This is a genomic window from Enterococcus sp. DIV1337a (assembly GCF_051712285.1).
Taxonomy (GTDB): Bacteria; Bacillota; Bacilli; order Lactobacillales; family Enterococcaceae; genus Enterococcus; species Enterococcus faecalis.
Genome location: NZ_JBIOOP010000001.1, coordinates 16,287 through 31,366 on the forward strand (window position 1 = coordinate 16,287; position 15,080 = coordinate 31,366).

At 37.8% G+C, this 15,080-nt stretch carries 13 protein-coding genes; 11 read left to right on the forward strand and 2 right to left on the reverse strand.

Features of this window, described 5'->3' with window-relative positions; genetic code table 11:
- Window positions 1–121 precede the first annotated feature (121 nt).
- Window positions 122–991 carry a DegV family protein gene (locus IGL49_RS00070; protein WP_104853909.1) on the forward strand — a complete coding sequence of 290 codons (870 nt, stop codon included), beginning with the start codon at window positions 122–124 and terminating at the stop codon, window positions 989–991.
- 39 nt (window positions 992–1,030) lie between these two features.
- On the opposite strand, the gene IGL49_RS00075 is transcribed toward IGL49_RS00070, so the two are convergent.
- Window positions 1,031–2,662, reverse strand: coding sequence for an ABC-F family ATP-binding cassette domain-containing protein (locus IGL49_RS00075; RefSeq protein ID WP_002359215.1), 1,632 nt, complete (start codon window positions 2,660–2,662; stop codon window positions 1,031–1,033).
- 252 nt (window positions 2,663–2,914) lie between these two features.
- Between IGL49_RS00075 and IGL49_RS00080 the strand changes: the two genes are divergently transcribed.
- The 7 genes from IGL49_RS00080 (at window position 2,915) to IGL49_RS00110 (ending at window position 10,828) form a co-directional block, all read left to right on the forward strand.
- Window positions 2,915–5,800, forward strand: a complete 2,886-nt coding sequence (locus IGL49_RS00080; RefSeq protein WP_104853910.1) for a sigma 54-interacting transcriptional regulator — start codon at window positions 2,915–2,917, stop codon at window positions 5,798–5,800.
- 202 nt (window positions 5,801–6,002) lie between these two features.
- Window positions 6,003–6,515, forward strand: a complete 513-nt coding sequence (locus IGL49_RS00085) for a mannose/fructose/sorbose PTS transporter subunit IIB (RefSeq protein ID WP_002385473.1) — start codon at window positions 6,003–6,005, stop codon at window positions 6,513–6,515.
- Between the two features lie 234 nt (window positions 6,516–6,749).
- The gene (locus tag IGL49_RS00090) at window positions 6,750–7,742 is read left to right on the forward strand and encodes a mannose/fructose/sorbose PTS transporter subunit IIB (RefSeq protein ID WP_104853923.1); all 993 of its coding nucleotides are present in this window, start codon (window positions 6,750–6,752) and stop codon (window positions 7,740–7,742) included.
- A gap of 34 nt (window positions 7,743–7,776) precedes the next feature.
- Window positions 7,777–8,580 (forward strand): PTS mannose/fructose/sorbose transporter subunit IIC, encoded by an 804-nt coding sequence (locus IGL49_RS00095; RefSeq protein WP_002356031.1) that lies wholly within the window; start codon window positions 7,777–7,779, stop codon window positions 8,578–8,580.
- Window positions 8,581–8,602: 22 nt separating this feature from the next.
- The gene (locus IGL49_RS00100; protein ID WP_104853911.1) at window positions 8,603–9,514 is read left to right on the forward strand and encodes a PTS system mannose/fructose/sorbose family transporter subunit IID; all 912 of its coding nucleotides are present in this window, start codon (window positions 8,603–8,605) and stop codon (window positions 9,512–9,514) included.
- Between the two features lie 161 nt (window positions 9,515–9,675).
- Window positions 9,676–10,053 carry a DUF956 family protein gene (locus IGL49_RS00105; RefSeq protein ID WP_002356033.1) on the forward strand — a complete coding sequence of 126 codons (378 nt, stop codon included), beginning with the start codon at window positions 9,676–9,678 and terminating at the stop codon, window positions 10,051–10,053.
- Window positions 10,054–10,300: 247 nt separating this feature from the next.
- Window positions 10,301–10,828 carry an HdeD family acid-resistance protein gene (locus IGL49_RS00110; RefSeq protein ID WP_104853912.1) on the forward strand — a complete coding sequence of 176 codons (528 nt, stop codon included), beginning with the start codon at window positions 10,301–10,303 and terminating at the stop codon, window positions 10,826–10,828.
- A 47-nt stretch (window positions 10,829–10,875) separates the two neighbouring features.
- On the opposite strand, the gene IGL49_RS00115 is transcribed toward IGL49_RS00110, so the two are convergent.
- Window positions 10,876–11,079, reverse strand: coding sequence for a hypothetical protein (locus IGL49_RS00115; protein WP_002383512.1), 204 nt, complete (start codon window positions 11,077–11,079; stop codon window positions 10,876–10,878).
- 197 nt (window positions 11,080–11,276) lie between these two features.
- Between IGL49_RS00115 and IGL49_RS00120 the strand changes: the two genes are divergently transcribed.
- The 3 genes from IGL49_RS00120 to IGL49_RS00130 all read left to right on the forward strand — a co-directional run bounded on the left by IGL49_RS00120 (window position 11,277) and on the right by IGL49_RS00130 (window position 14,993).
- Window positions 11,277–12,047 carry a MurR/RpiR family transcriptional regulator gene (locus IGL49_RS00120; RefSeq protein ID WP_104853913.1) on the forward strand — a complete coding sequence of 257 codons (771 nt, stop codon included), beginning with the start codon at window positions 11,277–11,279 and terminating at the stop codon, window positions 12,045–12,047.
- A 148-nt stretch (window positions 12,048–12,195) separates the two neighbouring features.
- A complete protein-coding gene (gene malX, locus IGL49_RS00125; protein WP_104853914.1) occupies window positions 12,196–13,764 on the forward strand; it encodes a maltose/glucose-specific PTS transporter subunit IIBC in 1,569 nt (522 codons plus the stop codon).
- Window positions 13,765–13,778: 14 nt separating this feature from the next.
- Entirely contained in the window at window positions 13,779–14,993 is a 1,215-nt protein-coding gene (locus tag IGL49_RS00130; RefSeq protein ID WP_104853915.1) for a MalY/PatB family protein, read from the forward strand.
- The last annotated feature ends 87 nt before the right edge of the window (window positions 14,994–15,080 follow it).

Here is a 15,080-nt window from a genome sequence, read left to right on the forward strand (position 1 = left end):
GATTTTTAAGGGAACGTAAAGGATGGCTTATGCCAATTCAGCCTTTACGTTCTTTTTTAATTTTATATAAAAATGAAAAACTATGGTAAAATAAAAGAAAACATGAAGGGGGCAATTGTCCGTGAATTATCAATTAGTGACAGATTCTTGTTGTGACTTGCCGTATACATACTTAAAAGAAAAACAAGTACCTTTTATTAGCATGAATATTCAAATTGACGGGAAAGAATATCGCGATGATTTAGGTGAAACGTTTGATTATCAGAACTTCTTAACGGCTATTAAAAATGGAAGTATGCCCACTACGTCCCAAGTTAATGTGGGACGCTACAATGAATTTTTCCGTCCTTTTGTGGAGCAAGGGCTACCGGTGGTATATCTAGCTTTTTCATCTGGGCTAAGTGGCTCTTATCAAAGTGCGTTGCAATCAGTGGAGATGTTAAAAGAAGAGTACGATAATGTAGAAATTCATATTATTGACACAAAAGCAGCTAGCTTAGGTCAAGGGATGTTAGTCCGAGAAGCCATTCGATTACAAACAGATGGCCATTCATTAGGAGACGTTGTCGCCTATCTTGAAGAGCAAAAAATGAAACTTCATTCGTGGGTCACAGTAGATGATTTAAAGCATTTAGAACGTGGCGGACGGATTTCTAAAACAGCGGCTGCACTTGGTGGCTTAATGAACATTAAACCAATTATTCGCGTGGATGCGGCGGGCAAATTAGCATCTGTTGGTAAAACTCGTGGACGAAACAAGTCCTTGCAAAAGATTGCGCAAGAAACGATTCAAGGCATTGTAGAGCCAATGAAACAAACACTATTGATTGCATATGCGGGAACGAAAGATGACGCGGAAAAAGTCAAAGAATTAATCGAAAAAGAAATAGAGGTTAAGGAGATACTGATTTATCCTCTAGGACCCACCATTACTAGTCATACTGGAATAGGTTGTATTGCTGTGTTTTCTTTTGGTGAAAAAAGAAAATAAAAAATAGAGAAGTCATTTTTTAATGACTTCTCTATTTTTTTAATAGTCTGAACTGAATAAAACGTCCATTTGTTTTTGAATTTCTGGGTTTTCCAAGAATTCATCATAGGTTGTTTCTGCCCGATCAATGACCCCTTTATCAGAAACAGCAATAATTCGGTTCGCTAATGTTTGAATAAATTGGTGGTCATGTGAAGCAAAAAGAATTGAACCAGTGAAAGCCATCAAACCATCATTTAACGCAGTAATTGATTCTAAGTCTAAGTGGTTCGTTGGATCATCTAAAACTAAGACATTGGCTTTGGAAAGCATTAATTTTGAAAGCATGACACGCACTTTTTCGCCTCCAGAAAGAACATTGACTGGTTTTAGTACCTCTTCACCAGAGAATAACATCCGACCTAAGAAACTACGTAAGAACGTATTGTCATCTTCTTCTTTACCAGCAAATTGACGTAACCAATCTAAAATGGTTAATGGCTCTTCAAAGTCTTTGCTGTTGTCTTTTGGTAAATAAGCTTGGCTGGTTGTAACACCCCAACGAACAGAACCTGTATCGGGAGTAATTTCGCCCATAATCACTTTGAATAACGTAGTCGTTGTAATATCTGAGTCAGCGATGAATGCAACTTTATCATCTTTTGTTAAGTTGAACGAGATATTATCTAAGATTTTTTTGCCATCAATCGTTACAGAGACATTTTCAACTTGTAATAAGTCATTGCCGATTTCACGTTCTGGTGTAAAACCAACGAATGGATAACGACGAGAGGAAGGTTGAATGTCATCTAAGGTAATTTTATCTAACATTTTTTTACGAGACGTTGCTTGTTTTGATTTTGAGGCATTGGCGCTAAAACGAGCGATAAAGTCTTGTAATTCTTTGATTTGTTCTTCTTTTTTGGCATTAGATTGTGCTTGCAATTTTGTCGCTAGTTGGCTTGATTCCAACCAGAAATCATAGTTACCAACGTAAAGTTTGATTTTACTAAAGTCTAAATCTGCCATGTGAGTGCAGACTTTGTTTAGGAAATGACGGTCATGGGAAACCACGATAACGGTATTTTCAAAGTTGATTAAAAATTCTTCTAACCAATTGATTGAGCGGGTGTCTAAACCATTTGTCGGCTCGTCTAATAGTAAGACATCTGGTTTACCAAAAAGAGATTGAGCTAATAATACTTTGACTTTTTGACCAGCTGTTAATTCGCTCATTTTTTGATCATGTAATTCTTCTGGAATGTTTAGCCCTTGGAGTAAAACAGCTGCTTCAGGTTCTGCTTCCCAACCGTCAAGTTCAGCAAATTCGCCTTCTAGTTCTGCGGCACGAATCCCATCTTCATCTGAAAAATCTTCTTTCATATAGATAGCATCTTTTTCTTTCATTACTTCGTAAAGACGTTTATGTCCCATAATTACAGTTTCTAAAACAGTGTAGTCTTCGTAGTCAAAGTGATTTTGTTTCAGCGTTGCTAGTCGCTCATTAGGACCCATTGAAACCACGCCAGTTGTCGGTTGAATCTCACCTGATAAAATTTTAAGAAACGTTGATTTTCCTGCACCATTTGCGCCGATTAAGCCGTAACAGTTGCCAGGAGTAAATTTAATATTCACTTCTTCAAAAAGTTTACGATCTGGAAATTGTAAACTTACATCATTAACAGTAATCAATTGTTTTCCTCGCTTTTAATATATTCTTGAACCTCTCTGCATTATATCGGCTACAGAACCTTTTTTCAAGGAGTTTCAATCTTTTTACAGAAACGAATAAAAAGGTGGGTTTTTTATAGAAAAAAGGCGTTTTTTTAAAATGTTTCATGTGAAACAGAAATTTTTTTCATGAAAGGGTTTTTAGTGTATTTTTTTAATGATACACTGTATCATGTAAATTAATTAGTGTATCGATTAAAGGAGCCATCAAAAATGAAGCGGATTGAAAAAATCTATCAATATGTTAAAGAGCAAACGAAGAATTTAACGCCAATGACCTTAACAAGTGATGCGGGAGTCACGACACAAGAAATTTCAGAACGTTTAAACATTCAGCGGACCAATGCTAGTAAAGATTTGAATCAACTCGTTCGTGAAGGGCGCTTGAAAAAATTATCTGGTCGACCAGTAAAATATGTCGCGCAGGTGGCGTTTCAGCATCGACCATTAACCAAGCCAGTTAAAAGTTATCGGGAAAAATCAATGGATCACTCCACAAAAACTTTTATCGAACCATTGGTTGAACCAGTAGTCACGACAAGTAAAACCCCAGAAGTTGAAGATATTTTCAAAAAAATTATCGGTTCAGCTGGGAGCATGAAAACGCCGGTTGAACAAGCCAAAGCAGCAATTTTATATCCGCCAAAAGGCTTGAATTGTTTAATTACTGGACCAACAGGTTCTGGGAAAACTTATTTTGCTCACGCCATGTTTCAATTTGCGAAGCTGAACCAAATTGTGGCCAAAGAAAAAGAGTTTGTGGTGTTTAACTGTGCAGACTATGCGCATAATCCAGAACTTTTGATGTCGCATTTATTTGGGTATGTAGAAGGGGCCTTCACAGGCGCTACGAAAGCGAAAGAAGGGATTATTGATGAAGCAGATGGCAGCATTCTGTTTTTAGATGAAGTACATCGGTTACCACCCGAAGGACAAGAAATGATTTTTTATTTTATGGATCACGGCGTGTACGCGCGTTTAGGTGAAACAGTGAAATCACATCATGCGGATGTTCGGATTATTTGTGCTACGACGGAGAATCCTACTTCTTCTTTATTGAATACTTTTGTGCGACGCATTCCGATTATCATTCAATTACCGAACTTTAGTGACCGTCCTGCGAAAGAAAAAATTGACCTCCTAAAAGTGATGGTTTCAATGGAAGCAGCGCGGATTCAACGGCGAATCTCTTTGTCAGAAGATGTGGTCAAAGCGTTAATTGGAAGTGTTTCTTATGGAAATGTTGGTCAGCTAAAATCGAATGTGCAACTTGTGACTGCGCGAGGGTTCCTTAATCAGATGGAACAAGAGGAATTAATGATTACGATGGACGAATTAACGGACAATATTAAAGAAGGCATTATGCAACTTGCCAGTAATCGAGAAGTATTGTCGGAGTTATCGAAATATCTGGAACCGCAATTAGTGGTATCACCAAATGAATCTTTAGTAGCTATTCAGTCAGATGCCTATGAATTACCTTACAATCTATATGAGATTATTGGAGATAAAGCGGCTCTCTTAAAAGCAGACGGCTTGGACCAAGAACTAATTAATAATTTTATTACAACGGATATCAATGTTCATTTAAAATCTTTCTACAAAGATTATGGATTCACCTTTGATACAGAAAATAAATTGGCTGAAATTGTTGACCAACGAATTATTGATGTCACTAAGAAAATTTATAATTTTGCAGCGAAGCGGTTATCGTATTCGTTTCAACCCAACTTTATTTATGCAATGAGTTTACACATTAGTTCTTTCTTGAAACGCATCCAATTAGGCAAAGATCCTAAGCATCCTTTAAATGAAAGTATTCGAAATATGGTTTTAGATTATCCAACAGAGTTTGAAACAGCGAAAGAAATTAAAAATATTATTGAAAGTAGTTATCAGATGGAGATTCCTGAATCTGAAAGTTACTATTTAGCTGTTTTGCTCATTTCTTTAAGAGAAAATCCTGAGGCTGGCCGGATTGGCATTGTCGTGGCTGCGCACGGAAATAGTACTGCTAGCAGTATGGTACAAGTGGTTTCTCAATTGTTAAATGTTGATAATTTGAAGGCTGTGGATATGCCTTTAGATATGCCACCGAAAGAAGCTTTGCGTAAAATCGTTGAAGCAGTTGGTGAAGTGAATGAAGAAAATGGCGTACTATTATTGGTGGATATGGGTTCATTAAGTACGTTTTCAGAAGAAATTGTACGCCAGACAGGCATTGATGTGCGGACAGTAGACATGGTGACCACGCCAATTGTTCTTGAAGCGGCCCGCAAAACCGCATTAATTGATACACAATTGGAAACACTTCATGAGTCCTTAAAAAACTTTCATGGCTATGCCGATATTCGCCAAAGTGAAACGAAACAAATCATTGAAAATTGGAAAACAAGAGCAATTATTGCTATCTGCGCTTCTGGAGAAGGAACTGCCCGCCGAATGAAAGAGCTTATTGAGGAAGCTGTCTTGCCACAAATAGACTGGCATTTAGAAGTGATTCCTTTGTCCATTGTAAATATGAAAGAAGTCTTGCCTAAAATTCAAGAAGACTATGAAATTATTGCGACTACTGGGATTACCAATCCCAAAATTGGTGTTCCTTATATTTCCATGGAAAATTTCTTTTCCGGTGAAGCAGAAAAAATTATTCAGCAATTACTAGCAGAGCGGAAAGAAGAAGTAATGAATAAGCCGTTGGACGAAGCGGCAGCAAAAGAAATTTGTCTCAAATATATGGAGCAAAGTTTCACTTTCATTAATGGAAAAAAAATCATTGATCTGTTGTGGTCATTCGCTAAAAATATCCAAACCCAATTAGCGATGCCAGAAGAGTACACATTTTACATCAATTTGATTATGCACACATCGGGCATGTTGGAGCGTATTTTACGGAATGATACACTGACGGTTTCTGAAAAGGAACTTGGTCGATTGGTTCAAGAGCCAATTTATCCAGTGATTGTGGCCTCAATTGAGACTATGGAAGAAACTCTTAATATGGATGTTCCAGCAGAAGAAGTTTATTTTATCGCACAGTTAGTCAAAAATGCCCAGTGTATCGAAGATAAAATCACCGAAATTGATACACTAGATTAATACAGAAAAATCGATACACTATTTATTAGTGTATCGATTTTTTGATTTTCTTAAAAAAACCTATAATTTTCTAGGTTTCGAACCGATACACTAAAGTTGGCACGAAACTTGCTTATAATAAGGTGTCCCTTTTTACCTAAAATTTTTAAGTAAAAAGACAAAGGTCCTAACCTTTAAAAATGAATTTAAAGGAGCATTCCCGATGGTAATGGATATTCGTTTAGCTCGAATTGATGATCGATTAATTCATGGCCAAGTAGCAACTGTTTGGGCAAAATTGACGAACATTAATCGCATTTTAGTGGTTAGTGATTCCGTTGCTCATGACAATTTGAGAAAAGCCTTGTTGGTTCAAGCTGCTCCACCTGGTGTCAAAGTAAATGTCATCACTGTTCAAAAAATGATTGATGTTTACCCTGATCCTCGTTTTGATTCGTTTCGAGCCATGTTGTTATTCACTAATCCTTTGGACGTGAAACGAGTGGTCGAAGGCGGTGTACAACTAACTTCTGTGAATATTGGCGGAATGAGTTTCAGCACAGGCAAGCGAATGATTACGAATGCAGTTGCAGTGGATGCCAACGATTTAAAAGCATTTCTGTTTTTAAATGAACAAGGTATTGAATTGGAAATTCGTAAAGTCGCAGCAGACAGCCAAGTGAATTTGATGGATTTACTGAAAAAAGAGCGTAGCAAAGAAAATAACGCCAGCTGACGTTAATTTTTACAGACGAAAGACATTGAAAGGATGTGGTGGCCTAGGACCAACATCATTGCTTCATGAACTGTATTGATAAAGGCAAGTGCTGATGTTGAAAAAAATCAAGAACTATTGAAATTTTTTCATTTATTTTTGTCAGAATCTGATTTATCTGATTTTTTTCAAAAAGTGAAAGCGTTTAGCAGTACAACCATGAAAAAAAACATCAATTATACAGGAGGTATAAAAATGGTAGGAATTATCCTAGCAAGTCACGGTGAATTTGCTGAAGGGATCTTGCAATCTGGTGCAATGATCTTTGGCGAACAAGAAAATGTAAAAGCAGTTACGTTAATGCCTAGCGAAGGTCCCGATGATGTAAAAGCAAAAATGCAAGAAGCCATTGCATCGTTTGACAATCAAGACGAAGTACTATTTTTAGTTGACCTATGGGGAGGAACACCATTTAACCAAGCGAACTCATTGTTAGAAGATCATAAAGACAAATGGGCAATCGTTGCAGGTATGAACTTACCAATGGTTATTGAAGCATATGCTTCTCGTTTCTCTATGGAATCAGCACAAGAAATTGCGACACACATTCTTGAAACAGCAAAAGATGGTGTCAAAGTTAAACCAGAAGAGTTACAACCAGCAGAAGCACCAAAAGCTGCTGCGACAGAAGATGCACAGCCAAAAGGTTCATTACCACCAGGTACAGTTGTTGGCGATGGCAAAATTAAATTTGTGCTAGCACGTATTGATTCACGTTTATTACATGGTCAAGTAGCAACAGCTTGGACAAAAGCAACACAACCAAACAGAATTATTGTTGTTTCTGATGCCGTTGCAAAAGACGACTTACGTAAGAAATTAATCGAACAGGCAGCTCCTCCGGGAGTAAAAGCCAATGTTGTTCCAATCAGTAAAATGATTGAAGTAGCGAAAGATCCACGTTTTGGCAATACAAAAGCATTATTATTATTTGAAAATCCTGAAGACGTCTTAAAAGTGGTTGAAGGCGGCGTAGAAATTCCAGAAGTAAACGTTGGTTCAATGGCTCACTCTGTTGGGAAAGTCGTTGTAAGCAAAGTATTATCAATGGGTCAAGAAGACGTTGATACGTTTGATGAATTAAAAGCCAAAGGCATCAAATTTGATGTGCGTAAAGTGCCAAATGATTCAAAAGCGAATATGGACGAAATTTTGAAAAAAGCAAAAAATGAGTTAGCAAACGCGTAACTCGCCAAATACAAATCAAAATAGGAGGCTTATCATGTCTGTTATATCAATTATTTTAGTTTTACTCGTTGCCTTTCTAGCTGGTATGGAAGGGATTTTGGATGAGTTCCAATTCCACCAACCGTTAGTAGCATGTACATTAATCGGATTAGTTACTGGTAATTTAGAAGCCGGAATTGTTTTAGGTGGTACTTTACAAATGATCGCGTTAGGTTGGGCGAACATTGGGGCTGCCGTTGCACCGGATGCCGCTTTAGCATCTGTTGCTTCAGCAATTATTTTAGTTTTAGGTGGCCAAGGTGTTAAAGGTGTTCCTTCAGCGATTGCCATCGCAGTTCCTTTAGCGGTTGCAGGTTTATTCTTAACAATGATCGTTCGGACAGTTGCGGTTCCAATCGTTCACATGATGGACGCGGCTGCTGAAAAAGGCAACATTAAACAAGTTGAAATGTTACACATTTTCGCTGTATGTTTACAAGGTATTCGGATTGCAATTCCAGCAGGTGCTTTACTATTCATTCCTGCTGACACTGTTCGTAATTTCTTAGAATCAATGCCAGCTTGGTTAACTGATGGTATGGCTATCGGTGGTGGTATGGTCGTTGCCGTAGGTTATGCATTAGTAATCAACATGATGGCAACAAAAGAAGTATGGCCATTCTTCATTATCGGTTTCGTAGTCGCAGCGATTTCTCAATTAACATTAATCGCATTAGGTGCTTTAGGTGTCGCTTTAGCTCTTATTTACTTGAACTTATCTAAAATGGGCGGTTCTTCTAACTCAAATGGCGGAGGCAACTCTGGCGACCCATTAGGCGATATTTTAAACGACTACTAATTCTGAAGGAGGAGCAAAGAAAATGGCAGAAAAAATTCAATTAACTAAAAAAGATCGTTTAGCTGTAGCTTGGCGTTCAACATTTATCCAAGGTTCTTGGAACTATGAACGTATGCAAAACGGCGGCTGGGCATTCTCAATGATTCCAGCAATCAAAAAATTATATAAAACGAAAGAAGAACGTTCAGCGGCGTTAAAACGTCACTTAGAGTTCTTTAATACACACCCATACATTGCCTCACCAATTCTTGGTGTAACATTAGCTTTGGAAGAAGAACGTGCCAATGGCGCACCAGTTGATGACGTAGCGATTCAAGGGGTTAAAGTTGGGATGATGGGTCCTTTAGCCGGTGTCGGTGACCCAGTTTTCTGGTTTACTGTTCGTCCAATGTTAGGAGCTTTAGGTGCTTCCTTAGCAATGGGTGGTAACATCTTAGGCCCAATCTTATTCTTCGTTGCTTGGAACTTAATTCGTTGGTCATTCATGTGGTATACACAAGAGTTTGGTTACAAAGCAGGTTCTAAAATTACTGATGACCTTTCAGGTGGTTTACTACAAGATATTACAAAAGGTGCTTCTATTTTAGGGATGTTCGTACTGGCCGCATTAGTTCAACGTTGGGTATCGATTAAGTTCTTACCAATTGTCTCACAAGTTAAGTTAGACAAAGGTGCTTATATCGAGTGGGATAAACTTCCTGCTGGCGGTGAAGGAATGCATAAAGCTTTTGAACAAGTGAACCAAGGATTGGCGCTTTCACCAACGAAAGTTACTTCTCTACAAGATAACTTAGATCAATTGATTCCAGGTCTTGCACCATTACTACTTACATTCTTATGTATGTGGTTATTGAAGAAAAAAGTTAGCCCAATCATTATCATTCTTGGTTTATTCGTAGTCGGCGTTGTCGGCCACTTAATCGGCTTATTATAAGAATGAGGAAGTAAGTTCATTACTTCTAATCAAAAAAAGCGGAAGAGAAGTCGAGAAACTTTTCTTCCGCTTTTTTAAACAAAGATGTAATTTTGTTTGTTTCGATCAGGAAAGAAACGTATAATAAAGAGGAATTAGTCGAATGAAATGGAGCAGATAACATGGTACAATCATTAAACACAAAAGTTGATTTAGTTATAGATGCGACGGCATTTACAGGATTAACAGATTATGGACAAATTATGATAGGTGACCGCGGGTTTGAATTTTACCATGCCAAAGATCCACGTAAGTTTATCCAAATTCCGTGGGAAGAAGTCGATTACGTGTTGGCTTCAGTAATGTTCAAAGGAAAATGGATTCCTCGTTATGCGATTCAAACCAAGAAAAATGGGACGTATACGTTTGCTTCAAAAGAGCCGAAGCGAGTGTTACGAGCTATTCGTGAATATGTTGACCCAGATCATATGGTCCAATCTTTGAGTTTCTTTGATGTCATAAAAAGAGGGATCCTCTCAATCGGAAAAAAGAAAAAATAATTTATAACTGTTACTTTTTTATAAACTAGATGAAAAAGTAGCGGTTTTTTTGTGGAAAAACGAGGGACTTATTTATACAAAAAAGACACAATTATGCACCAAAAAAGAGACAATCAAGTGATACGTTGTTTTTAATGGAGTTATCATTGAAATGGTTTTCAGAAAGTACGATGAAAATATTTGACACCTTGTAAAATAGTAGTAACATAATAAGTGTAATAAATTATTTTATAGAGGAGTGAGTGTCATGGAACAACGACAACATCATGGAATAGATTGGGGTTCATTAGTATTAGGAATTCTATTTGTTCTGACTGCATTAATTTCTTTTCAAAATCCTGCCGGTAATTTAATTGCCATTGTGATGGTTTTTGCGATTTTTGCTATTATTAAAGGAGTTTTCGAAATTTTTGTACGTAATCGTATGAAAGAATTGCTAGGCTACAAAGCTTATGCACCAATCATCTTAGGGATTATTGATATCCTAATTGGTGTTTACTTATTGTTTAACTTAAATATTGGTGTCGCTGTGTTACCATTTGTCTTTGCAATTTGGTTTTTATTCGACTCAATTTTTGGCTTATTTACTTTAGATTTTGCTAAACGAGTAAGCACAGGTTACTTCTGGTTCACATTAATTGTTGATGTTTTAGGGATTATCTTAGGTGTAATGTTATTATTTAATCCATTGTCTTCAGCATTAACTTTAAGCTTCTTAGTTGGCTTTTACTTTATGATGTTTGGTATTAGCAATATTGTATATGCTTTTAGATAAAAGAAGTAAAAAAACAGGTTTTCCTTTTTGGAAAACCTGTTTTTTTTTTAATAACGACGGTGGCAGTTGCCATTATTTCCCGAAATTGTTCGAACAAGCCACACGATAATCGCTACGGGAACTAAAATTTTTACTGCTAGCCACAATAAGCTTCCCACGATACCGACAACGGCACTAAAGAGTGAACCGACAACTAAAAATAAAAGGACCACTAAAAGAATATTTATAAACATTGGTCGTTGATTATTCATACGTACTACCTCCAAATTTTTCCTGTTTTCTATATACAGAGTATAGCAAGAAAGCGCAACAAACACCTCCATCGGAAGGCTGATTTTTTTCTCTGGCGAATGATGGAGCCGCTGTTGGTTATTTTGGACTTTCTTATTGAAATAATCAGAATATTCTGGTGTATAATTATAAAAAAGGATTTAAAGTGAGGGATTGGATGTCGACTGAGGGATTAATCGCTTTGTTAGAAAAGAAACGAAATCATTTAAGTAAAATTGAAAATCAAGTATTGGATTATATTTTGACGCATATGACGGAAATTAGTTCACAAACCATTTATGAGGTGGCGCAGGCGTTGTTTGTCTCAACAGCCACTATTTCTCGAACAGCAAAACACTTAGGTTATCGAGGCTTCCAAGAATTAAAATACGCGATCGTCCAATCGGTGCAGAGCGAGAGCACAGAAAGCGATAGTCGTAGTTTTCAAGCCATTACGCAACAGTTGATTGCCAATGTGCAAGATAGTTTTCAACAAATGGATGAAGCCAAAGTCGCGGAAATGCTTAAAATGATTGAGCGTGCGAATACGATTGAAGTGTTCGGTGTTGGTGGCAGTTTTCCTATTTGTACTGATTTTGCACGAAAGCTAACATTTTTAGGAAAAAAAGCCTATGCACGATCTGATTGGGATGAACAAGCAGCAGCAGTTAAGAATCTGGATGGACAGGATTTAGCCATTTTTGTCAGTTATACAGGAGAAACTAAGGGGGTTGTAGGGTACGCACGTGTAGCGCAGGAACAGCAAGTGCCGATGATTAGTTTGATTTCCACTAAAGGAAGCACCTTGGAAAAATTGTCGACGACGACGTTATTTGCCAAAGGGACGACACGTTATCATCAGCGCGTGGATTTAAGTTCAAGAATTGCTGTCATTTGTTTGTTCGATACGGTTTTATTAATGTATGCAGAGGCAAAGCAGCCGCGGTAATTTTATGCAACACCATACTAAATGATGTAAGGGGATACATAAAGAGTGTAGCCTCTTTTTTCTTTGTTTTGGGCTAGTTATAATGAGGGTAATGAATGTAAACGCAATCATTTTTAGTTTTGTAAAGAATGAATGGAGGAGTTAAGAAATGGCAGTAAAGAAAAAGAAAGCGACTTTCTGGGAGTTTTTCCAAGGATTAGGTAAAACGTTTATGTTGCCAGTGGCTTTATTAGCTTTTATGGGGATTTTGTTGGGATTAGGAAGTTCTTTTTCCAGTGAATCCATGATTGAAACGATCCCGTTTTTAGGAAAGCCCGCAGTAAAAATTATTTTCCAATTTATGTCGACAATTGGTGGTTTTGCGTTTGCCTATTTACCTGTCATGTTTGCAATGGCCATTCCGTTGGGGTTAGTTCGGAAAGAAAAAGGAATTGCTGCGTTTTCAGGTTTCGTAGGCTATACGGTGATGAATTTAGCGATTAATTTCTATTTAGTGCAGACGAATCGCCTTGTGGATCCTGAACAGTTGCGGGAAGCCGGCCAAGGAATGGTTTTTGGGATTCAAACGATTGAAATGGGCGTTCTTGGTGGAATTATCGCTGGGCTTATTGTATATAAGTTGCATAATCGATTTTATACGGTGCAACTACCAGATAGTTTTGCCTTCTTTTCTGGCGCACGGTTTGTACCAATTATTACTTCATTAGTGATGGCATTCGTGGGCTTAGTAATTCCGTTAGTTTGGCCACTTTTCGCGCTAATGATTATGGCGATTGGCCAACTTATCCAACGTTCTGGTATTTTTGGGCCTTTTCTGTTTGGGTCAGGGGAACGTCTACTGTTACCGTTTGGGTTGCATCATATTTTGGTTTCCATGATTCGTTTTACTGAAGCAGGGGGTTCAGCGGTGGTGGCTGGCAAAGAAGTGTTTGGTGCGTTAAATATTTTCTATGCAGAATTGCAAAATAATTTACCGATTTCACCAAGCGCAACAGCTTTCTTGTCACAAGGGAAAATGCCGACCTTTATTTTTGGCTTACCAGCGGCGGCGCTTGCGATGTATCATACTGCAGCTCCGGCGAATCGACATAAGATTAAAGGCTTACTCCTTTCAGGTGTGATTGCTACGGCTATCACTGGCATTACAGAACCAATTGAATTTTTATTCTTATTTATTAGTCCATTATTATGGCTGTTTCATGTTATTATGACTGGTCTAGGTTTCATGGTAATGGCTTTATTGGGTGTTGTGATTGGGAACACTGATGGGGGACTACTGGACTTTATTATTTTTGGCTTGTTACAAGGAACTTATACAAAATGGTGGTGGGTTCTCATTGTCGGCGCTATCTGGTTTGTTATTTATTATTTCGTCTTTAAAACAGTCATTGTAACCTTTGATTTAAAAACACCTGGACGAGACAAGGTCTTAGGTGAGACTGAATATACCGATCAAGAAGTTCAATATAAGAAAACGGGTGGCTATGATGCGCCTGGGATTTTAGCGGCTTTGGGTGGACAAGAGAATATTCAAGCTATTGATAATTGCATTACGCGTTTACGTTTAGTGTTAGCAGATGCTAATAAAGTAGATGATGACAAATTAAAGCAATTAGGGGCTTTAGGTGTCGTGCATTTAGATGCGCAGAATGTGCAAGTGATTATCGGAACCAAAGTGACAACGGTCCGTAATCAATTAGAGATGATTTTAGGTTAGAAAAAAGACAGAAGGTGAAGAGTGTGTCGTTTGATAAAGCAATTGATCGACGAGGAACGTATTGTACACAGTGGGATTTTGTAGAAGACCGATTTGGGGAAGCGGACTTGCTTCCCTTCACTATTTCCGATACGGATTTTGCTGTGCCAGAGGCAGTTCTGGCAACATTACAGGAGCGTTTGAAACATCCCGTATTTGGCTATACGAGGTGGAACCATCCGCAATTAAAAGAAGCAATTCAAACGTGGTACCAGACAAGATTCCAGACGAAGATTGAAGAACACTGGATTATGTATACCCCGACCGTTATCTATGGGATTTCTGCTTTGATTCAATTATTAACTAACGAAGGGGAGGGCGTTATTTTACAAACACCTGCATATGATGCATTTTTTAAAGTTATTCAGGAAAATAAGCGGCAAGTAGTGGCAAATGAACTGCTTTATCAAGAGAAGCGCTACAGCATTGATTTTATTGATTTAGAAAAAAAACTAGCACAACCAGAAAATCGCTGTTTACTTTTATGTTCCCCGCATAATCCAACAGGACGTGTTTGGGCGCAATGGGAATTAGAGCGAATGGTTTCATTGTGCCAACAGTATGATGTGTTTTTACTATCTGATGAAATTCATATGGATATCGTTAATAAAGGCCATGTTCATCGACCAATTACGCAGTTTAATTATAAAAAGTCTGCCATTATTACCAGTGGCACGAAAACCTTTAATTTTCCAGGGCTGATTTTTGCTTACGCCTTAATTCCAGATAACGAATTGCGTGACTCTTTTCAGCTCAAATTAAAAAACGCCGATGGTTTATCATCAACCAGTATTTTGGGAATGCTAGCAACCATGACGGCCTATCAAAAATGTGGTGCTTGGGTTGACGAGTTGAATGATTATTTAGCAGAGAACCAACGTTACGTGAAAGATTTTTTAGAGACGTATTTGCCAAAAATTAAAGTGACGGAGCTGGAAGCCACTTACTTAATGTGGTTGAATGTATCAGCGGCAGTTCCAGATGTGATCCGCTTACAAGAGGCTTTAGTTTCTGTGGGAAAAGTCGCCATTATGGACGGCTCGATATATGGCGGCAATGGACAACGATTTTTACGGTTAAATATTGGCTGTTCACAAGCAAAACTACACGAGGGACTTGAAAGGATGCGTCGAGGTTTTGAAGCTGTTTTACAAAAGGGTGGCACAGAATCAGCGCCTGGGAATAATTGAGAAAAGATAGCATTCCGAAAATGGTTGCAGTACAATGGAAAAATAGAAACAAATAAAATAACAAAAAGTAACAACTTGTCATTTACT

What these genes read in the sequence shown, in the direction of transcription:
- IGL49_RS00105 (WP_002356033.1), top strand. Translation starts at nt 9,676, where the DNA reads ATGGTACAATCATTAAACACAAAAGTTGATTTAGTTATAGATGCGACG.
- IGL49_RS00115 (WP_002383512.1), bottom strand. Translation starts at nt 11,079, where the DNA reads ATGAATAATCAACGACCAATGTTTATAAATATTCTTTTAGTGGTCCTT.
- IGL49_RS00095 (WP_002356031.1), top strand. Translation starts at nt 7,777, where the DNA reads ATGTCTGTTATATCAATTATTTTAGTTTTACTCGTTGCCTTTCTAGCT.
- IGL49_RS00090 (WP_104853923.1), top strand. Translation starts at nt 6,750, where the DNA reads ATGGTAGGAATTATCCTAGCAAGTCACGGTGAATTTGCTGAAGGGATC.
- IGL49_RS00085 (WP_002385473.1), top strand. Translation starts at nt 6,003, where the DNA reads ATGGTAATGGATATTCGTTTAGCTCGAATTGATGATCGATTAATTCAT.
- IGL49_RS00100 (WP_104853911.1), top strand. Translation starts at nt 8,603, where the DNA reads ATGGCAGAAAAAATTCAATTAACTAAAAAAGATCGTTTAGCTGTAGCT.
- IGL49_RS00110 (WP_104853912.1), top strand. Translation starts at nt 10,301, where the DNA reads ATGGAACAACGACAACATCATGGAATAGATTGGGGTTCATTAGTATTA.
- malX (WP_104853914.1), top strand. Translation starts at nt 12,196, where the DNA reads ATGGCAGTAAAGAAAAAGAAAGCGACTTTCTGGGAGTTTTTCCAAGGA.
- IGL49_RS00080 (WP_104853910.1), top strand. Translation starts at nt 2,915, where the DNA reads ATGAAGCGGATTGAAAAAATCTATCAATATGTTAAAGAGCAAACGAAG.
- IGL49_RS00120 (WP_104853913.1), top strand. Translation starts at nt 11,277, where the DNA reads ATGTCGACTGAGGGATTAATCGCTTTGTTAGAAAAGAAACGAAATCAT.